Source organism: Chromobacterium sp. HL1 (genome assembly GCF_057418835.1).
Map to the genome: position 1 here is coordinate 1,752,297 of NZ_CP162399.1, position 18,961 is coordinate 1,771,257.

16 protein-coding genes are annotated in these 18,961 nt (G+C 65.9%); 10 read left to right on the top strand and 6 right to left on the bottom strand.

Features of this window, described 5'->3' with window-relative positions; genetic code table 11:
* Positions 1-6 precede the first annotated feature (6 nt).
* The 5 genes from AB1Z25_RS08135 to trkA form a co-directional block, all read right to left on the bottom strand.
* Positions 7-954 (bottom strand): complex I NDUFA9 subunit family protein, encoded by a 948-nt coding sequence (locus AB1Z25_RS08135; RefSeq protein WP_486636989.1) that lies wholly within the window; start codon positions 952-954, stop codon positions 7-9.
* Between the two features lie 203 nt (positions 955-1,157).
* Positions 1,158-3,053, bottom strand: a complete 1,896-nt coding sequence (locus tag AB1Z25_RS08140; RefSeq protein ID WP_233246680.1) for a lytic transglycosylase domain-containing protein — start codon at positions 3,051-3,053, stop codon at positions 1,158-1,160.
* Between the two features lie 80 nt (positions 3,054-3,133).
* The gene (locus AB1Z25_RS08145; protein WP_227103684.1) at positions 3,134-4,588 is read right to left on the bottom strand and encodes a TrkH family potassium uptake protein; all 1,455 of its coding nucleotides are present in this window, start codon (positions 4,586-4,588) and stop codon (positions 3,134-3,136) included.
* 3 nt (positions 4,589-4,591) lie between these two features.
* On the bottom strand, positions 4,592-4,984 hold the full coding sequence (gene gloA2, locus AB1Z25_RS08150; RefSeq protein WP_199226016.1) for an SMU1112c/YaeR family gloxylase I-like metalloprotein: 393 nt from the start codon (positions 4,982-4,984) through the stop codon (positions 4,592-4,594).
* 2 nt (positions 4,985-4,986) lie between these two features.
* Entirely contained in the window at positions 4,987-6,360 is a 1,374-nt protein-coding gene (trkA, locus tag AB1Z25_RS08155; RefSeq protein WP_166453842.1) for a Trk system potassium transporter TrkA, read from the bottom strand.
* Between the two features lie 183 nt (positions 6,361-6,543).
* Between trkA and AB1Z25_RS08160 the strand changes: the two genes are divergently transcribed.
* The 7 genes from AB1Z25_RS08160 (at position 6,544) to AB1Z25_RS08190 (ending at position 14,688) form a co-directional block, all read left to right on the top strand.
* A complete protein-coding gene (locus AB1Z25_RS08160) occupies positions 6,544-7,275 on the top strand; it encodes a glutathione peroxidase (protein ID WP_107799452.1) in 732 nt (243 codons plus the stop codon).
* Between the two features lie 148 nt (positions 7,276-7,423).
* Positions 7,424-8,818: a dihydrolipoyl dehydrogenase gene (locus AB1Z25_RS08165; protein WP_107799451.1), complete on the top strand. Its 1,395-nt coding sequence runs from the start codon at positions 7,424-7,426 to the stop codon at positions 8,816-8,818.
* A gap of 516 nt (positions 8,819-9,334) precedes the next feature.
* Complete coding sequence (locus AB1Z25_RS08170) at positions 9,335-10,066, top strand: DUF1120 domain-containing protein (RefSeq protein WP_486636990.1); 732 nt, start codon at positions 9,335-9,337, stop codon at positions 10,064-10,066.
* 135 nt (positions 10,067-10,201) lie between these two features.
* The gene (locus AB1Z25_RS08175; RefSeq protein ID WP_486636991.1) at positions 10,202-10,936 is read left to right on the top strand and encodes a fimbria/pilus chaperone family protein; all 735 of its coding nucleotides are present in this window, start codon (positions 10,202-10,204) and stop codon (positions 10,934-10,936) included.
* A 15-nt stretch (positions 10,937-10,951) separates the two neighbouring features.
* Complete coding sequence (locus tag AB1Z25_RS08180; protein ID WP_486636992.1) at positions 10,952-11,623, top strand: DUF1120 domain-containing protein; 672 nt, start codon at positions 10,952-10,954, stop codon at positions 11,621-11,623.
* A 33-nt stretch (positions 11,624-11,656) separates the two neighbouring features.
* A complete protein-coding gene (locus tag AB1Z25_RS08185; RefSeq protein ID WP_486636993.1) occupies positions 11,657-14,134 on the top strand; it encodes a fimbria/pilus outer membrane usher protein in 2,478 nt (825 codons plus the stop codon).
* Entirely contained in the window at positions 14,131-14,688 is a 558-nt protein-coding gene (locus tag AB1Z25_RS08190; RefSeq protein WP_486636994.1) for a DUF1120 domain-containing protein, read from the top strand. Before AB1Z25_RS08185 ends, AB1Z25_RS08190 begins: the two co-directional genes overlap by 4 nt.
* A gap of 10 nt (positions 14,689-14,698) precedes the next feature.
* Here AB1Z25_RS08190 and AB1Z25_RS08195 read toward each other — a convergent pair whose 3' ends face one another.
* Positions 14,699-16,006, bottom strand: a complete 1,308-nt coding sequence (locus AB1Z25_RS08195; RefSeq protein WP_486636995.1) for an MFS transporter — start codon at positions 16,004-16,006, stop codon at positions 14,699-14,701.
* A gap of 99 nt (positions 16,007-16,105) precedes the next feature.
* On the opposite strand from AB1Z25_RS08195, the gene AB1Z25_RS08200 reads away from it, so the two are divergent.
* From AB1Z25_RS08200 to AB1Z25_RS08210, 3 genes are read left to right on the top strand one after another with little or no spacing between them, the layout of a single operon-like run.
* Positions 16,106-17,488, top strand: coding sequence for an ATP-binding protein (locus AB1Z25_RS08200; protein ID WP_486636996.1), 1,383 nt, complete (start codon positions 16,106-16,108; stop codon positions 17,486-17,488).
* On the top strand, positions 17,485-18,129 hold the full coding sequence (locus tag AB1Z25_RS08205; protein ID WP_107799444.1) for a response regulator transcription factor: 645 nt from the start codon (positions 17,485-17,487) through the stop codon (positions 18,127-18,129). The genes AB1Z25_RS08200 and AB1Z25_RS08205 overlap by 4 nt, the downstream gene beginning before the upstream one ends.
* Complete coding sequence (locus AB1Z25_RS08210; protein WP_235089059.1) at positions 18,129-18,905, top strand: DUF2861 family protein; 777 nt, start codon at positions 18,129-18,131, stop codon at positions 18,903-18,905. The genes AB1Z25_RS08205 and AB1Z25_RS08210 overlap by 1 nt, the downstream gene beginning before the upstream one ends.
* Positions 18,906-18,961 lie beyond the last annotated feature (56 nt).

The window sequence follows — 18,961 nt, forward strand, 5'->3', positions numbered from 1 at the left end:
TCCCGTTCAGCGCGCGATCTGGCGGCGGTAGGCGGACATCTGCAGATTGAATTCCTCCGTGCCCAGCAAGGCCGGCGCCAGCGCTTCCAGCGCCGCGGGGCTGAAGCCCAGCAGAGCGGCGGGGAAGGGCTGGTCGCTGACATTGTCCACGCTCAGCGAGCGCACATTGTCGCGGCTGATCAGCGCCGGTCCGGGCAGGCATTCCATCAATGCGGCCTGCAGCATGGCCAGGCCCTGCGGCAGCGCGATCACCGGGCGCGGCTTGCCGATATGGCGGCCCACCAGGCTTACCAGTTCGGCCAGCGTGTAAACGCCGGGGCCGGCCAGGTCCAGGCTTTGGCCGATGGCGGCGCGGCGCGACAGGCAGGCCGCCACCGCGTGGGCGACGTCGCCGGCCCAGATCGGCGCGAAGCGCGTCTTTGCGCCGGCCAAGGGCAGAAAGGGCGCTTTGCGCAGCAGGCCGGCGAACATATTGAGGAAGCTGTCGCCGTGGCCGAACACCACGGACGGCCGCAAGAGGGTCCATTCCAGGCCGCTTTCGCGCACGCGCGCTTCGGCGCGGCCCTTGCTTTGCTGGTACAGGCTGGGGCCGCGCTCGTCGGCGCCCAGCGCGCTGATGTGGATCAGCCGGCGCACGCCCTGGCTGCGGCAGGCCGCGATCACCTTCTCGGTCAATTGCACATGGGCTTTGTCGAACTGCGCGGCGCTGCCGTGCAGGATGCCCACCATATTGATCACTGCGTCGTGGCCGGAAATCAGTTGTTCCAGCGCTTCCGGACGGTGGATGTCCGCTTCCACCAGCTGCGCGCCGGGCAGCACCAGCAGCGAGGCCTTGGCGCGTTCGCGCCGGCGGGTGGCGATGGTCAGCTGGCAGTCTTGTTCGGTCAGCCGTTCCGCGATGTAGCTGCCGATGAAGCCGCTGCCGCCGATGACGCAGATGCGTTGATAAGTCATGGGTTCCCTTTCTTCGAGCCTGTTCAAAGCCTGCTGCGCGTCGTCGATACGGCGTTAAAAACGATTTCGAAATGCTCATGTACCGCATGTACATTCCGCTTTCTCTATCGTTTTCGCCTTGTCTCGCTCTCGCTCGCTAGCCCTTGAACAGGTTCTTTATGGTACTTGTGGGAGGGCGCGCCGCCCTTGGGCGGCGCAGGCTTTCAGCGGGACGGCACCACGCCCATTCGGTTTTTCAGCGAGATGTTGGCGTGGCCGAAGGTGCTGGAGTAATAAGCGGCGTTGGCCATCACTTTCTGCACGTAGTCGCGGGTCTCGGTGAAGGGGATGGTTTCGGCGTAGATGGTGCCGTCCAGCGTGCGGTCCGCCTGCCAGGCGCGCGCGCGCCCCGGGCCGGCGTTGTAGGCGGCGGTGGCCATCACTTCGTTGCTGGACAAGCTGTCCAGCACGTAGCGCAGATACCAGGTGCCCAGTTGCACATTGGTTTCGATGTCGTTGACCGCGTATTGGCCCAGGCCGATTTTCTTGGCCACCCATTTGGCGGTGGCCGGCATCAGCTGCATCAGGCCGGAAGCGCCGACGCCGGAGCGCGCCATGGTAATGAAGCGGCTTTCCTGGCGGATCAGGCCGTAGACCCAGGCGTCGTCGATGTCCAGTTGCTTGGCGTAGCGCTGGGTGACGTCGCGGTAGGGCGTCAGGTAGCGCAAGGAGTAATCGTGTTCTTCCTTGGTGCGTTCGGCGCTGTAGATGGCCATATCGTAGAAGCTGGCGCGGCGGCCCACTTCGGCGGCGGCCAGCAGTTCGATGTCGCTGCGGTTGCGCATCGCCCAGCGCCATTCGCGCTGCGCGTCGGCGCGGAACTCGGGCTTGACGTGGCGTTCGGCCAGCTCCAGCAGCGCCAGCGCGCGTTTGATCGCCGGCTCCTCGCTCATCTGCTTGATGTCGTCCTTGGCCGGGCCGCTTTTGCTGGCCGGGGTGGACAGGCTGTTGCCCAGTTCTTCCAGCGACAGCAGCGCGTAGTAGTTGTGGCCGATGCTGGCCTGGCTGAACAGCGGCGTCGCCTCGTTCTGCCGGCCCAGCTGTTGCAGCGAGCGGCCGCGCCAGTAGCGCCAGGCCGGTTTGGCGCTGACGGTGACAGGCATGGCGCGGATGATTTTCTCCAGCTGGGTCCATTGCTCCAGGCGCAGCGCCGAGCGCGCCCACCATTCCCATTGCTCGGAGGTCAGCTGGTCGGCGTCGGCCTTGTCGAACCACTGCAGCGCTTGCGCCGCCTGCTGTTTGCGCGCGGACAGCAGCGCCAGTTGGCCCCAGGCGAAGCCGGCGCGTTCCTTGCTCAAGGACTTTTCGTGATCGAGCAGTTTGCCCAGGCCGTTGCTGATATTGGCCTTGCCCTTGATCACGATGTCGTAGACCGCCGCTTCCTGGCCGCCGGGGGTGGACAGATCGGCGTTGGCCGGCTTGCTGAGCGCGGCGTTGTCCAGCGGCAGGCCGGTGTTGGCGGCCAGTTGGCGCGCCTGGCTCAGGTAGTTGCCGGCCAGGAGCAGGCGGGCGCGCTGCCACAGCCAGTCGCGCTTCACGACGCCGCGGCGCGCGGCCTCGGCGATCAGGCGGTTGCAGCCTTCCGGCAACGGACGGCTTTCCAGGAAGCGGTCCAGATCCGTCGGCGCCTTGCCCTGATTCAGCTCGTTGAGCTGACCGTAGCAGCTGGATTCTTCGTCCCGGCCTTCCGGCGGCAGTTTTTTCCACTCCGCGGCGAAGCGGCTCCAGCTTTCGCGCGCGGCCAGTTTTTTCAGCCATTCGTTGCGTACGCGCTCCGGCATCAGGCCTTCGTCCACGCGGGCCAGGAAGTTCTGGGCCGGGCCGTCGTCGTCGCCGTCCAGCGCCTTGAGCGCCAGCCAGTAAGCCGGGTAGTCCTTCAAGGGGTAGTTGGACGGCATGCCGCCCGCCAGGCTGGCCAACTGGCCCAGCTTGTTGCCGCGAAAGGCGTCGCGGGCGGCGATCAGTTCGTCGTCGGCGCCTGCGAAGGCGGGCAGGGCGGCCGTCAGCGCCAGGCTGAGGGCGAGCATGCGGCTGGGGGCGGTGAATGTCATAGGGTTCATGATCCGGTTTCGTCTTTATTATCCGGCGCGGGGCGCCGCTTTGGTTCAGACCCGCGCGCGGCGGGTAAATTCTTCGCGTCCTATTTGCGCCAGAAGGCCGGCGTGAACAGGATCAGCAGGGTAAACACTTCCAGCCGGCCCAGGAGCATGGCCAGGCTGCAAGTCCATATCTGGAAGTCGGACAGCGACGCGTAATTCGACGCCGGCCCGACCACGCCGAGCCCGGGCCCGGCATTGTTGATCGAGGCGATCACCGCGGTGAAGGCGCTGAGAAAATCCAGGCCGCTGGCGATCAGCGCGAAGCTTAGTATCACTATGCACATGCAGTAGACAAATATGAAGCCCATTACCGACAGCATCACGTCTTGCGGCACCACTTTGCCGCCGATTTTCACCGGGCGCACCGCCGCCGGATGCAGCAGCCGCGTCATTTCATTGACGCTTTGCTTGCTCAGCATCAGGGTGCGCACCATCTTGATGCCGCCGCCGGTGGAGCCGGAGCAGGCGGTGACGCTGGACAGGAACAGCATCCACAATGGCACGAAGATAGGCCAGCGCGCGTAGTCCACGCTGGCGAAGCCGCTGTCGGTGGCGATGGAGATCAGATTGAAGCTGACGTGGCGCAGCGCGGTGGGGAAGTCGTAGACGCGGTGGGCCCACAGATAGGCGCTCATCGCCAGAATGCTGCCCAGCAGCAGCCACAACATGGCTTTGGCCTCCGGGTCGCGCAGATAGGCGCGCAGCGAGCGCTGACGCAGCGCCAGGAAGTGGGTGGCGAAGTTCATCGCGCCGACTATCATGCCGAAGCTCAGGATCAGTTCCACCGGCAGGGAGTCGAATGCGCCCACGCTGCTGTCCCGGGTGGAGAAGCCGCCCAGGGACAGCGCGGCGAAGGCGTGGCACACCGCGTCCAGCCAGCTCAGGCCGGCGGCTTTCAGGGCCAGGGCCACCGCCAGCGTCCAGCCGCTGTAGACCAGCCACAGGTTCTTGGCGGTTTCGGTGATGCGCGGCGCCAGCTTGCTGTCCTTCATCGGCCCCGGCGTTTCCGCCTTGTACAGCTGCATGCCGCCGATGCCGAGGATGGGCAGGATGGCCACCGCCAGCACGATGATGCCCATGCCGCCCATCCAATTGAGGAAGTGGCGCCAGAAATTGAGCGAGGCCGGCAGGGCGTCCAGGCCGCTGATCACGGTGGAGCCGGTGGTGGTGAGGCCGGACATCGCCTCGAAGAAGGCGTGGCTGAAGGACATGTCCGGCCGCGCCAGCATGAAGGGGAAGGAGGCGGTGATGGCGAAACCCACCCACAGCGTGGTGACCAGGATGAAGCCGTCGCGCGGCTTCAGTTCGCGCTGGTAGCGCCGGGTGGCGGACCACAAGGCGAGGCCGATGGCCAGGCCGGCCACGGCGGCGGTGACGAAGGTGTCCAGCGCGCCGTCGCGGTACAGGATGGAGACCAGCGCCGGCGCGAGGAAGGTGCAGGAGAACAGCATGATCAGCTTGGACAGCACATAGAGGATGGCGAGTATCTTGCGCATGTCTCAGTCCCGCGGCTGGTAGAACTCGAGCGGCAAGCCGTCCGGGTCCGCGCAGAAGAAAAAGCGCGCGCCGGTGTATTCGTCCACGCGGACATCCTCCACCGCCACGCCCTCGGCCAGCAGGCTTTGGCGACAGGCGGCGAGATCGGCGCAGGCGAAGGCCAGGTGGCGCAGGCCGCAGGCTTCCGGCCGCGTGGGGCGGGGCGGCGGCGAGGGAAAGCTGAACAATTCCAGCTGGCCGCCGCCCGGCGCGGCCAGGTCCAGCTTCCAGGACTGGCGTTCGGCGCGCCAGTGTTCGGCCAGGATGGGCAGGCCGAGGACGCGGTGGTAGAAGTCGCGCGAGCGGGCGTAGTCGGAGGCGATGATCGCCACGTGGTGCAGGCCGGTCAGATGCATGGTCACAGAAAGCCCAGTTTGACCTGAATGAGTTTTTCCACCTGGCGGATCACCCGGCGGCGCGACAGGAAGATGATCAGATGGTCGCCGTTTTCCACCGTCAGATCGTGGTGCGCCATCAGCACCTGTTCACCGCGGATGGCCGCCACGATGTGGCTGCCGTGCGGCATGTCGATCTGGTCGATGCGGCGGCCGGTCAGCCGCGATTGCTGCGCGTCGCCGTGGATGATGACTTCCATCGCCTCCGACGCGCCGCGGCGCAGCGGGTGCACCGCCTCCACGTCGCCCTGGCGGATATGGGCCAGGATGGAGCCTATGGTGGACAGGTGGGGCGAAATCACGATGTCGATGCGGTGGCCTTCCAGCAGGTCCACATAGCTGGTGCGGTTGACCAGGGCCACCACCCGGCGCGCGCCCATGCGCTTGGCCAGCAGCGTGGACATGATGTTGTCTTCGTCGTCGTTGGTCAGCGCGCAGAACACATCCATCTCGTCCACGTTCTCGGCGTCCAGCAGCTCTTCGTCGGTGGCCTCGCCGCGCAGCACCAGCGCGTGTTCCAGCCGTTCCGCCAACCATTGCGCGCGTTCCGGCCGCGCTTCTATCACTTTGACGCTGAAATCGTTCTCCAGCAGTTTGGCCAGCCGGTAGCCGATATTGCCGCCGCCGGCGATCATGATGCGCCGCAAGGGCCGTTCGCTGAAGCGCAGTTCCTTGAGCATGGCCTGCACGTGCTCGCGCGCGGCGACGAAGAAGACCTCGTCGCCTTCCTCCAGCACGGTGTCGCCGTCCGGCACCAAAAGCGTGTCCCGGCGGTGGACGGCGCAGACGCGGCAATCCGCGTCCGGCATGTGTTCGCGTATATGGCGCAGCGGCATGCCCAGCAGCTTGCCGCCGGAGTGGGCGCGGGACACCACCAGTTGCAGCTTGCCGTCGGCGAAGTCCAGCACTTGCAGCGCGCCGGGGTAGGCGAACAACTGATAGATGTGGTCGGTGACGATCTGTTCCGGACAGATGGCGGATTCGATGCCGAAGTGGGCGAGCGGATCGCCGTGCTCGGATTCCAGGTAGTCGCTGGAGCGGATGCGGGCGATGCGGGTGGGAATGTTGAAACAGGCTTCGGCCATTTTGCAGGCCACCAGATTGGTTTCGTCGTCGCGGGTCAGCGCCAGCACCATGTCGCTGTCCGCCGCGCCGGCATCGGCCAGCACCTGAGGGTGGGCGGCGTTGCCGGCCACGGTGCGGATGTCCAGCCTGTCCTGCAGCTGTTTGAGCCGCGCGGCGTTTTGATCCACCACCGTGATGTCGTTGTTTTCCGAAAGCAGGTTTTCCGCCACATTGGCGCCGACCTGTCCGCCGCCGAGAATCAGAATCTTCACCGCGTTGGCCTGATTGTTGGTTTGTTTATGCAATTTTAACGGTTAGCGCGGCCGCTTGCTTGTCGATTAAAAAAGCAAATCAGCAGCCTTGCCACAATCAATTAGACGAATTTGCTCTCAGCTATCAGAATGCATCCATCGATTTATTAAACCTGTCAGTCAATCCAAACAAGGAGTCTCGCCATGTTGCAAAACCGTGAAGGCCAACGCGTACCGAATGTCACTTTCCGTGTTCGTGACAACAACGAGTGGAAAGATGTCAGCACCGCCGAACTGTTCGACGGCAAAACCGTAGCGGTGTTCTCGCTGCCGGGCGCGTTCACCCCCACATGTTCCTCCACCCACCTGCCGCGCTTCAACGAGCTGGCGCCGGCCTTCTTCGCCAACGGCGTGGACGCCATCCTCTGCGTATCGGTCAACGACACCTTCGTGATGAACGAATGGGCCAAGGATCAGGAAGCGCAGAACCTGGTGATGATCCCGGACGGCAACGGCGATTTCACCGCGGGCATGGGCATGCTGGTGGACAAGCAGGACCTGGGCTTCGGCAAGCGCAGCTGGCGCTACTCCATGCTGGTGAAGGACGGCGTGGTGGACAAGATGTTCATCGAGCCGCAAGAGCCGGGCGATCCGTTCAAGGTGTCCGACGCCGACACTCTGCTGGACTACGTCAATCCCAGCGCCAAGAAGCCGGACCAGGTGGTGGTGTTCTCCAAGACGGGTTGCCCGCACTGCGCGCGCGCCAAGGCGGTGCTGAGCGAAAACGGCTACGACTTCGTCGAAGTGCCGCTGGACAACAAGGTGCGCGGCAAGGTGCTGGGCGCCGTGGCCGGCAAGATGACCGCGCCGCAGGTGTTCATCAACGGCCAACTGATCGGCTCCGCCGACGAAGTGGAAAAGTACTTCTCCAAGTAAGCCTCAACCGTGTTCGTCCCCGGTGGCTCGGGCCCTGATGCCACCGGAGTTGTTGCGGGCCGGATGCTCCGTCCGGCCCTTTTTTTACCGGGATACGAGACGGCATGCCCAGCGTGCCGTGCCGTATCCCGATACCGAAAGGAATGAAATGCATACCTTGAACATCGATGTCGCCGTGATCGGCGCCGGCACCGCCGGCCTCGCAGCCTACCGCGCCGCCAAGGCTCGCGGCGCCAGCGCCGTGGTGATTGAAGGCGGTCCTTACGGCACCACTTGCGCCCGTGTCGGCTGCATGCCGTCCAAGCTGCTGATCGCCGCCGCCGAGGCCGCGCACGAACTGCGTCACAGCGCGCCTTTCGGCGTGCATGTGGACGGGGACGTGCGCATCGACGGCCGCGAGGTGATGGACCGCGTCAAGCGCGAGCGCGACCGTTTCGTCGGCTTCGTGCTCAAGGGGGTGGAAAGCATTCCGCCGCAAGACCGGCTGCGCGGCTACGCGCGCTTCATCGACAACACCACCTTGCAAGTGGACGAGCACACGCTGGTGCAGGCGCGCCGCGTGGTGATCGCCACGGGTTCCTCGCCCTTGATCCCGCCGCCGTTCCAGGTATTCGGCGATAGATTGATCATCAACGACGATGTGTTCGATTGGGACACGCTGCCGGACAGCGTGGCGGTGTTCGGCCCCGGCGTCATCGGCCTGGAACTGGGCCAGGCGCTGTCCCGCCTGGGGGTTAAGGTGCGCGTGTTCGGCCGCGGCGGCGGCGTCGGTCCGCTGTCGGACCCCGCTGTGCGCGACTACGCCAGCCGGGCGCTGGGCCGGGAGTTCTATCTGGACCCGGACGCCAAGGTGCTGGAAATGGGCCTGGTCGACGACAAGGCGCAAATCCGCTACGTCAATCTGGACGGCGAAGAAGTCTGCGAGCGTTTCGATTACGTGCTGGCCGCCACCGGCCGGGCGCCCAATGTGCGCGGTCTGGCGCTGGAAAACGCCGGCCTGGAACTGGATGCGGGCGGCGTGCCCAAGTTCGATCCGCGGACGCTGCAGTGCGGGAATTCGCCGATTTTCATAGCCGGCGACGCCAACAACATCCTGCCGCTGCTGCACGAGGCCGCCGACGAAGGCAAGACCGCCGGCGACAATGCCGCGCAGTATCCGGCAGTACAGCCCGGCCTGCGCCGCTCCAGCATCGCCGTGGTGTTTTCCGATCCGCAGATGATGATGGTGGGCAGCCGCTTCGCCGATTTGCCGGCGGATGGCTTCGTGGCGGGCGAGGTCAGTTTTGAAGACCAGGGCCGTAGCCGGGTGATGGGCGTCAACCAGGGTCTGCTGCATGTATACGCCGAGCGCGGCAGCGGCCGCTTCCTGGGCGCGGAAATGATAGGTCCGCGCGCCGAGAACCTGGCTCACTTGCTGGCCTGGAGCCATCAGCAAGGCCTGACCGTTGCCCAGATGCTGGAGATGCCCTTCTATCACCCGGTGATAGAAGAAGGCTTGCGCACCGCGCTGCGGGACGCCGCCGCCAAGCTGGCGCAAGACTGAGTCTTGCCGGCGGCATTCCCAAGCGGGATGTCGCCGTTTTTCCGCCCGTCCATGGTCCCCGCCATGGCGGGCTTTTTTGCGTCTGTCTAAGACCCGCTAACCAAACCCCTGATCCTGTGTTGCGCCTCCTTGTCGTACGGCTGGCGCTGCCTGCGTCGGCGCGCCTTGGCTCAGCTACGCTGCGCGGCTTGTTAGCGGCTCTAAGTGGAAGGCCATGAGGGAAATCCTCAACAACTCTAAATATTAATATATTAATTATTTAGATTTATTGATTTTTTTGAAGTGATGTGACTGAGGTTTGTTGTGCATTTTATGTTTGTGAATATTGAAATGGAATTGGTGTGCTTGTCGTTTTTTTAGGAAAAATCCTATTGTGACTGTTTTCGCGAAAAAGCAAGATGGCATCGCCGCGAATCAATAAGCGGGTGCCGCCGGAATGGGCGGCTGTCTTGCAAGAAAACATCGTCAAATACGAATGGTTTGATTGCGAACTTTCATCTAATTGGAGGTTTAATCATGAAGAAGCAGAATATGATTTTGGTGGTGGCCACGGTTTTTGCCGGAGCCGCTCAATGGGCTTCGGCAAATAGCGCGGATTTGCTGATTACCGGCAAATTGGTACCGCCCGCGTGCACGCCGGCTTTGAGCGGCGGCGCGGTGATTGATTATGGCGATATCCCGGTCTCCAATCTGAGCAATGGCGCAGCCTACACGCTGGAAGATCGTGATGTCAGCCTGACGGTAACCTGCCAGGAGGATACCGCGCTGGGCATCCGCATCACCGATGCCCGCGCGGAGAGCAAACCCTTGCTGGGAGGCGAAATTCCGCAACCGGTCAAGCATTCTCAGTCCAATCTTATTGTTGCTACCAACAATAACCAAACCATGGGTTTGGGAAATGACGGAGCAGCGGGCAAGCTTGGCGTGTGGTGGATGACTATTGATAAAACCAAGCTGAAAGCAACCAATAGCCAATCCGAAGAAGTAAGCGAGCCCAAATTGTTGTACTCGGCCAATAATGGTACGAGTTGGGCAGAAACTGGCGCTGCACCGCTGGATCCGCATTTTGCCGGAGCCGGAGTAGGAGCTTTCGCGATCAAGAGAATTGGGTCATTTAGTCCTGCAGTGGCTTCCATTCACGAGTTTCCCATGGTGGTGGGGGCGGCATTGAATACCAAAGGACGGTTGAGTGTGAAGGACGACACCAAACTGGACGGCAAGGGTACTTTCACTATTTATTACCAGTGATTGGGTTACGCGAGTCGGCGCTGAATAAGTCTTGAGTCAGCGTGCTTGAATACGGGCCGGCGGCATGCTTGCCGGCCCGGTTGATACGGTTTGACGCGGTGAATAAACGCCGTCCTTGATGGAAAAGAGTTTCATATGATGCATGCGCTGAATGTGTTCGCCGTTGCGGTCCGCGGCGGCGCTATGGCCGGCGCCTTGGCGCTGGCCCTGCTGCCCGCGGCGGCCTGGTCCGCCGGCGTGGTGCCGGAAACCTCGCTGGTGGTGGTGGAGGAAGGCGACGGCGACGGCGAGGGCGTGATCAACGTCAAGAATACCGACGCCCACGCCAGCCTGATGTATGTCCGGCTGGAAAACCTGCCCGAAGACCCGGAGCAGCTATTGCTGGCGACGCCGCCGATTTCCCGGGTGGAAGGCGGGGAGAAACAACTGGTCCGCTTTTTGTTGAAATCGCCGCAGCCGCTGCGGACCGAGCGGCTGATGCGGGCGTCCTTCGAGGGGATTCCCGCAGTATCCGCCGATAAGGGGCATCGCATTCAGATGACTTTCAATCAGAACCTGCCGGTACTAATCCGTCCCAAAGGCCTGCCGCGCGAGCGGGAGCCGTGGGTCAAGCTGCAGTGGGGCCTGACGGAAGACGGCCGGGTGGAAGTCAAAAACGACAGTCCTTACGTGGTGCGCCTGTCCACGCACAAGGTGGAGTTGCAGCCCGGACGGCAAGGGCTGGAGCTGCCCAAGGCCTATATCCTGCCCGGCGAGCGCTTGCAGCTGGCGTCGGCCGGCCAGACGCCCCTGGACGCCACTCACGTCAAGCTGTGGCCGGCGACCAGCTACGGCTATGCGGTGGACTCCTTTACCGCGACCTTGAACTGAGCGGCCTAGCCCGTGATGAAATATCGCCAAGCAATCGCCGCCGCGCTATGCGCATCCATGCCGGTGCTGGCGGCGAACGCGCCATTCGCGCTGACGGCCGAGGTGGTGCCGCCCAGCTGCACGCCCGGCTTTTCCCATAACGGCGTGGTCGATTACGGCCTCATCCCCTGGTCGGCCTTGAATCCAGGCGCGACGCTGCTGGGCGAGCGGGAGATCAGCTTGCATGTGCAGTGCGATCAGCCGGCGCTGGTGGGTTTGAGCATACGGGACAACCGCGGCGACAGCCGCGCCGGCATCGCCGCCATGGCCGGGCTTCAGACGACGGGGGCCGCATCGCCGTCGCTGCCGGCGGAGGCGGAGCAGACTCTGGGCCTGGGCCGGGACAGCCGCAAGCAAGCGCTGGGCTATTGGTGGCTGAGCCTGATCGAGGCTCATGCGGACGAGCGTCCGGCGACGCTGATGCGCAGCGCCGGCCGGCAGGAAGGCTGGTCGCAGGCCGGCGGCGAACCGCTAAACCTGCGTTACGGCTATGCCTTGGGCTCGCCGCAGCGTCAGGCGCTGCAGCCGGCCGGCACCCACGTGTTCAAGCTGCGCGTCGGCGCGGCGCTCAGGGGGTGGCAGGTGCTCAGCGCGCGCGAACCGGTGCGCTTGGACGGCCACGCCACTGTCACGGTCTTCTATCCCTGACGTCTCCATCCATCCAATCTTGGGTCCTGTTAGATGAAGTGTTCAATTGAATGGCTGCTCAGACCCATTCCGCTATTGCTGTGGCTGGCCGGGGCGTTCCCGACGGCGTCGCTGGCGGAGACCGGGGCGCGCGACGCGCCCGGCGAGGGCGTGCAGTTTGACCTGGGCGTGTTGAAGGCGAGCGGCATCGATCCCGGCGTGGCGGAGTACTTCAGCCTGGGCGCGCGCTTTGCGCCGGGCAGGAATCGGGTGTCCTTATTCGTCAACGGCGCCGGTCGCGGCGGCGCCGAGGTGAGCATAGACGAGGGCGGCCGCCTGTGCGTCGACGACGGATTCTGGACGGCAGCCGGCTTGCTGCCCACGGACGGCCAACCGCCGGCGGAGGCTGGCTGCCGGGAGTTGACGGCTTTTTATCCGCAGGCGGTGGTCAGGCTGCGGCCGGAGCTGGCGCGGGTGGACATCCTGGCGCCCAGCGGCGCCTTGCGGCGCGAGCAGGAGCCACTGGGCGGCTACGACAGCGGCGGCACGGCCGGCCTGTTTAATTACGAGGTGTTGGCCATGCGCAGCAGCGGAGGCGGGCGGAGCCAGCAGTATCTGCAAGGTTTCACGGAAATCGGCTTCAATTGGCGGGACTGGATGGTGCGCAGCCGGCAAAGCTTCGCGCGCAACGAGGCGAGCAATCGTTTCCAGTATCTGTACAGCTATGCGCAGAAGACCCTGGTGGACAGCAAGGCTATCCTGCAAGTGGGCGAGTTGTCGCTGAACAACCCCCTGTTTGCCGGCGTGAATTTCTCCGGCGCGCAGTGGCTGCCGCAAGGGGCCTTGCTGCCGCGCGGCAATCAGCCGCAGGTCAGGGGCATCGCCCAGAGCGAGGCCCGGGTGGAGGTGAGGCAGGCCGGCGCTTTGGTGTACAGCACGCTGGTGCCGCCCGGCGCTTTCGAATTGAACGATGTGCCCATCCTGTCGGCGGGCTTCGATCTGAATGTCACCGTCACCGAAAGCGATGGCGGCCAGCAGGCCTTCACCGTGCCGGCGGCGGCGTTTTTCGCCAGCCCGGGCGGCGACGTCGAGGGCTTCAATATGGCGGCGGGCAAGATGCGTCAGTTTGGCGGCCAGGACGGCGACACGCCGTGGTTGTTCTCCGGCAGCCGCAGTTGGCGGCTGGGCCGGGAACTGGACCTCAGCCTGGGCGGCCTGTGGTCCGAACGCTTTCATTCCGTCGGCGGGGCCTTGTCTTATCTGTTGAGCCCCGGACTGGTGGCCGGCATGCGCGCGGTGGCCTCCCGCGACGGCGAGGCGGGGCGGAGCGGCGCGCAATACAGCGCGTCCTTGAGCGCGAGCTGGGGCGAGCGCCTGTCCGGCGCGCTGAACCTGAGCCGGCAGAGCGCCCACTTCCGCACGCTGTCGGATTACGCGGCTCGTCAACAAGAGGCGCCGGCCGCGCTGACGCAGTACGGCCTGTCCCTGTCCTACCACCATGAATTCATGGGCGCGTTCAGCCTGGGCGCGACCCGCTCGCATCACGGCGGCGACGCCTCGCAGCGCTTGAACGGCGGCTGGTCGCGGCGGATGTGGGGCGCCAATGTCTCTTTGAACGTGGGCCGAGATTTGAGTCGGGGCGCGGGCGCGCATCGCAATCAGTTTTACTTGAACGTGGATCTGCCGCTGGAGCGCGCCAGCCTGAGCGCGTATCTGCAACGCTATGGCCAAAGCCAAACTTTGGGGAGCAGCTACCGCGAAGTCGTCAGCGACAGCTTGAATTACGGCGTGGCGGTGGATCGCGACGCGGACCGGAACAGCACCGGCTTCAACGGCAATCTGCACTGGATTCCGCGTTACGCCCAGCTGGGCCTGGGCATGAGCCAGCGCGGCGGCGCGCAGTCGTACAACGCCAGCCTGCGCGGCGGCGCGCTGCTGCATGAGGGCGGACTGACCTTCTCTCCCTATCCGCTGCGCGACAGCGTCGGGGTGCTGTCGGTGGGCGGCTTGCCCGGCGTGAAGTTCAGCACACCCAGCGGCCCGGTGTGGAGCGATGGCGACGGCCATGCGGTATTGGCCAATCTGAACGCTTACTCCGATACCCGAGTGGAACTGCAGACGCCTAGCCTGCCGCGCAATGCGGACGTGGCGAACGGCTTGAAAGTGGTGCGCGCCGGACATGGCTCGGTCAGCCGGGCGGAGTTCTCGGTGCTCAAGACCCAGCGCTTGCTGATCCAGATCGCGGCGGAGGACGGCGAGGCCTTGGCGTCCGGCCTGAGCGTGGTGGATGGGGAAGGGCGTTTCATCACGCTCACCGGGAGCGGGGGCGAGGTGTTTCTGGATCAGGCGACCGCGCGGAACGGGCTGTATGTGGAGTCTCCGCCAAGGCGGCGCTGTCGCTTGGACTATGTCTTGCCGGACGAGGACGCTTCCGCCTTGTACCAAACCGTCAGGGCGCGCTGCGCGCCGGGTTCGCTGCTTGAAGCGGACGCGTCGGAGCGCGGCGCCGGAGATCGAGGAGTTGAGGGATGAGCATGGGAAAATGGGTTTTGATGGCGCTGGCGGCCTTGAGCGCCGGCGCGGCGGCTGAGGAAGGGCCGTGCGCGTTGAGCTTGAGCACGCCCAATCTGGACTATGGCGTGCTGCCCTTGGCCGCCTTGCGAGAGGGCTTCGGCCGGGGCGCGCCGGGGGGCGGCCTAGAGGCGCGTACCTTGAGTTTGCAGGCCGTTTGCGAAGGGCCCCGGGCTTTGGCCCTGCGTTTCAACGGCCCGGCGGCGGACGCGGCCTCGTTCCGCTTCGGGCCTCAGGGTGCGGCGCGTCTGATCTTGCGCGCGGCGACGCTGGATGGCCGCGACGCCTATTTCCGCGTGGAGGGGGAGAGCGGCGGCGAGCGCCTGCGCTCGGCCCCGCTACGCCCCGGCCAACTGGTGCGGGTGTATCCGGACAGCGGCGGCGGGACGGGGCGGGCCTTGCGCTTGGAGCTGGAAGTCCAGCCGCTCTTGCCGGCCAGCGCGACGCATGCCCGCGAGCGGGAGCGCTGGCGGATGGACGGAGTGTTCGAACTACAGGCCTCCGCCGCGGAATGAAGCGCCGGTCTCAGTCGCGCAGCGCGCGCAGCCAGTCCAGCCGTTGCCGCCAGATCACCGGCGCGGCGCTGAGCAGGTGCAGGGTGGCCAGGATGTTGAGCGCGGCGGTGGCCAGCAGCAGGATGGCGATGCTGTCGTAAAGCTTCAGCGCCAGCGCGCTGCCGATGGCGGCGGCCACCATGTAGAAGCCGTTGGCGATATTGTTGGCGGCCACGGCCTGAGAGCGGAAATCGTCCGGGCTGGCGGTTTGTAGCCAGGTGTACAGCGGCACGGTGAAGAAGCCGCCGAAGAAGCCCAGCAGCGCCACGTCGACCATATTGCGCCAGCTGCCGGCGCGGGCCAGGTAATCGGCGAGGCCGATCAGCTCGCCGCGGTAGTGCGGCAGCGCGGACAGCGCCAGATCGCCGCCGAACAGCGTCATGCCGACGCTGCCCACCAGCACCATGCCCAATTGCAGTTTGCCTTGCGACAGCTTGGCGCACACCACCGAACCCAGGCCGATGCCGATGGAGAACAAGGCCAGCAGCAGGGTGTAGATGGCGGCGTCCCCGCCCAGATGCAGGCGGGTGAAGGTGGGCAGCTGGGTGGTGTAGACCGCGCCCATCAGCCAGAACCAGGAAATGCCGAGGATGGCGCAGCGCACGTCGCGGAGGCGCCAGGCGTCGCGCATCAGCAGCACGGAGTCTTTGAGGAAGTTGAAGGACAGCTTCAGCTGCGGCGCGCCGGGCCGGGCTGGCGGCATCTCGCGGCTGGCGCCGTAACCCAGCACGGCGGTGGCCAGCAAGGTGGCGGTGATCAGCAGCGGGCCGCCGGTGGTCAGCATGCTGCCGCCGATCTGGCCGATCAGGATGGCGAGAAAAGTGCCCATCTCGATCAGGCCGTTGCCGCCCACCAGTTCTTGTTCTTTCAGATATTGCGGCAGCACCGAGTATTTGAGCGGGCCGAAAAAGGCGGAGTGGGCGCCCATCAGGAACAGCGCGGAAAGCAAGAGGCCGGCGGAGTGCAGGAAGAAGCCGGTTCCGGCCAGCAGCATGATGGCGATCTCGGCCAGCTTGATCCAGCGGGCGATGGCGGCCTTGTCGTAGCGCTCCGACAATTTGCCGGCGGTGGCGGAAAACAGGAAAAAGGGCAGGATGAACACGCCGGCGGCCAGATTGACCAGTTGTTCCGGCGGCAGCCCGGCCAGGCTGAGTCCGTGAAAGCTGATCAGCACCACGATGGCGGTTTTCAGCAGATTGTCGTTGAAGGCGCCCAGGAACTGGGTGCCGAACAGCGGGAAGAAGCGCCGGGTGGCGAAGAAGGAAAAGCCTGCTTTCACGGGGATGCCGATCTTGTGTCATGAGCCGGAAACGCATGCTAGCGGATTCGCGCCGGCCTGTCAGCCGAGCGGCGGCGGGTTTTCCGTATAATGCGGCGCATGAAGCTACGTCTGTGTTGTTGCCTATTGATCTGCCACGCGGCCTGGGCCGGCGAGCTGTCGTCGCGGCTGGACGCCGCCTTGGCCGAATCGCGGCCGGCGCGGTCTTTGGCGCTGACGCGGATTCAGTCGCTGGACGAGGGGCTGATCGCGCCGGCGTCGCTGCAGCCGGCCTGGTCCCGCTACAGCCTGCGCGCCTTGCGGCAGCTGGAGGCGCACGAGCGCCGCTGCGAGGGGGATCTGTCTGCCCTGCCGGCGCTGTGGCGGGATTTCGAACGTCGGCGCTGCGCGGACGGACGTCTGCCGGACGACTGGCTGCGCCTGCATCCGGTTCATCCCTTGGGCGGCAGCAGCGCCGCGCACTGGCGGCAGGGCCGGCCGCGGGCGGCGGTGGCGGACTGGCTGCATGTGCGCGAACGAGACGACGATCTGGGGCTGTTGGGCGGGCTGTCGGACGACAATCTGGACGCCTTGCTGGCCGGCGCGCGTTGGCTGTGGCAGGACGGCGCGCTGTGGCGGCTGCGGGACGGCCAATGGCGGCTGTACCCGGCGGCCGCCTGGCGGGAACGGGCGGAAGCGGCCGGGGTCAGGGTGTCCGCGGCCGGCGCGGGCGCCTGCGCTGAGCGCCAGGACGGACTGTGCTTGAACCCGACGCCGGCGCCGGCCTGGCCCTGGCGGGCTTTACTGGCGGGCCTCGCCGGGCTGGCGCTGGCCGCCGGCGGCTGGCTGGCCTGGCAGTGGCGGCGCCTGGAACGGGAGCGGCGTTTCGCCTTGCAGATGCTCACTCATGAATTGCGCACCCCCATCGCCGGCCTGGCCGGCGTGGTGGAGGGGCTGCGCCGGGATTTCGACCGCCTGCCGGATTCCGCTCAAGATCAGTTCGGACATTTGGCCGGCGGCGTCAGCCGCCTGCGTCAGTTGGCCGAAGCCAGCCGCCATTACTTGTCCGCCGAACGCCTGGACGAAGGGAGGCAAGCGGTGCGGCTGGCGGAATGGCTGGACGCGATCACGGAGCGGCATCAGGCCGCGTTTTGTCTGAATGAGGACGCGACCGTGCTGTTGCCGGCCTATTGGCTGGGCTTGTGCCTGGACAATTTGCTGGCCAACGCGCGCCGGCATGGCCGGCCGCCCTGGCGCGTGCTGGCGGATTGGGACGGCCGCAATTTGACGCTGACGGTGTGCGACGGCGGCCGCCTGAGGGATTACCGGCTGCGCCGACTGGCGCGGCGCGACGGCGGCGGCGAGGGCATGGGGCTGGGCCTGGCCATCGTCCGGCGGGTGCTGAAGCGGCTGGGCGGCCGGTTGAGCCTGTCCGGGCCGCCCACGCGCTTTAGCTTGCAACTGCCCGTCAAGCGGGCGCCGCGACAGGATTCCCCGCGATGAACACCTTGCTCTTGATTGAAGACGACGCAACGCTGGGCGACGGCCTGAGCCGCTTTCTGGAGGACGCGGGTTATCGCTGCCTGTGGCTGCGGCGGGCGGAGGACGCGGCCGCGCAGTGGCTGCGCGCCGATCTGGTCATCCTGGACCGCAGCCTGCCGGACGGCGACAGCCTGCGGCATTTGCCAGGCTGGCTGGCGCAGAAAGCCTTGCCGGTGATCGTGCTGACGGCGCGGGTGGAGGTGGGCGACCGGGTGGCCGGGCTGGAGGCGGGCGCGCGCGACTATCTGAGCAAGCCTTTCGCCCATGCCGAGTTGCTGGCGCGGATTCGCGCCCAGTTGCGGCCTTTGGGCGACGGCAGCCTGAGTCTGGGGGCCTTGAGCCTGCAGCCGGCTAGGCAATCGGCGAACTGGCAAGGACGGGAGGTGGCGTTGACGCGCACCGAGTTCGAACTGCTGGCGTTGTTGGCGCGCATGGCCGGACGGGTGATGAGCCGCGACGAATTGCTGAATCAGGTCTGGGGTTACGACAGCTTTCCGTCCACGCGCACCGTGGACACTCACATCCTGCAACTGCGGCAGAAGCTGCCCGGCATCGCCATCGAAACCGTGCGCGGCGTCGGCTACCGTTTGGAGAAGAACTGATGCTGCGCGCATGGTGTTTGTGGCTGGCGCTGGCCGCGCCGGCCGTCGCGGATCCGCTGGCGGCCTTGAACCGCGCCTTGCTGGGCGCGGACGACGCGGCCGCCTGGCAGGCGCTGTCCGAAAGCTGGCCGGCCTTGCGCAGCCAGGCGCAGCGGCAAGCCTGGGCGCAGGCCTTGGCGGCGCTGAGCGCCGAGCACTGCGGCAAGGACGCGCCGCTGACGCTGCCGGCCTGGCTGCCGCAACTGACGCTGGAGCTGGCGCAGCGCGATATGCCGCTGGCGCGCGCCTACCGGGTGGTGCTGAGCGGCCGCGGCGCGCTGGAGGACGCCCGGCTATTGGACGCACAGGGGCATGATCTGCTGCGCGGCGGCTTGCTGGAGCGGGAAGACGGCCAAGGCTTCCGCCTGGAAAGCGCGGACCTGAGCCGGCCCCTGGCGGCGGGCGCTTACCGCTTGCAGCTCAGCGCCGCCGGCCGGCAATGGCAGGCCGAGCTGGCCTTGCCTGAGGTGGCCAATCTGGATTGGCTGTCGCGCAGCCCGCTGGCGGTGTCGCGCTTGCCGCCGCCGCGCGCGGCCTGCGCCCAGCCCTGGCTGGAGCAATCGCTGTTGCGTCGCAGCGACTACGGCTTTGTCTGGTGGCGGCGGCGCGAGCTGGGCGAGGCGCTGCGCTGGCCGCCCGGCCGGGGCGAGCTATGGCAGAGCGTGGCCCTGGTGCGCGCCGAGGCGCGCGGTCAATTGGTGTTGAGGCTGGCGCACCGTCAGGTGGGGCCGCGCTGAAATCCTGACATTGGCCTGACAATCGGGGCGGCCTTTGCCTTTTTAATCTCTCCGTC

Excerpts from the sequence above, each read along its gene's own strand:
- AB1Z25_RS08210 (WP_235089059.1), top strand. The coding sequence starts at position 18,129 with ATGCTGCGCGCATGGTGTTTGTGGCTGGCGCTGGCCGCGCCGGCCGTC.
- gloA2 (WP_199226016.1), bottom strand. The coding sequence starts at position 4,984 with ATGCATCTGACCGGCCTGCACCACGTGGCGATCATCGCCTCCGACTAC.
- AB1Z25_RS08190 (WP_486636994.1), top strand. The coding sequence starts at position 14,131 with ATGAGCATGGGAAAATGGGTTTTGATGGCGCTGGCGGCCTTGAGCGCC.
- AB1Z25_RS08185 (WP_486636993.1), top strand. The coding sequence starts at position 11,657 with ATGAAGTGTTCAATTGAATGGCTGCTCAGACCCATTCCGCTATTGCTG.
- AB1Z25_RS08145 (WP_227103684.1), bottom strand. The coding sequence starts at position 4,588 with ATGCGCAAGATACTCGCCATCCTCTATGTGCTGTCCAAGCTGATCATG.
- AB1Z25_RS08160 (WP_107799452.1), top strand. The coding sequence starts at position 6,544 with ATGTTGCAAAACCGTGAAGGCCAACGCGTACCGAATGTCACTTTCCGT.
- AB1Z25_RS08205 (WP_107799444.1), top strand. The coding sequence starts at position 17,485 with ATGAACACCTTGCTCTTGATTGAAGACGACGCAACGCTGGGCGACGGC.
- AB1Z25_RS08165 (WP_107799451.1), top strand. The coding sequence starts at position 7,424 with ATGCATACCTTGAACATCGATGTCGCCGTGATCGGCGCCGGCACCGCC.
- AB1Z25_RS08200 (WP_486636996.1), top strand. The coding sequence starts at position 16,106 with ATGAAGCTACGTCTGTGTTGTTGCCTATTGATCTGCCACGCGGCCTGG.
- AB1Z25_RS08135 (WP_486636989.1), bottom strand. The coding sequence starts at position 954 with ATGACTTATCAACGCATCTGCGTCATCGGCGGCAGCGGCTTCATCGGC.
- AB1Z25_RS08180 (WP_486636992.1), top strand. The coding sequence starts at position 10,952 with ATGAAATATCGCCAAGCAATCGCCGCCGCGCTATGCGCATCCATGCCG.
- AB1Z25_RS08175 (WP_486636991.1), top strand. The coding sequence starts at position 10,202 with ATGATGCATGCGCTGAATGTGTTCGCCGTTGCGGTCCGCGGCGGCGCT.
- AB1Z25_RS08140 (WP_233246680.1), bottom strand. The coding sequence starts at position 3,053 with ATGAACCCTATGACATTCACCGCCCCCAGCCGCATGCTCGCCCTCAGC.
- AB1Z25_RS08170 (WP_486636990.1), top strand. The coding sequence starts at position 9,335 with ATGAAGAAGCAGAATATGATTTTGGTGGTGGCCACGGTTTTTGCCGGA.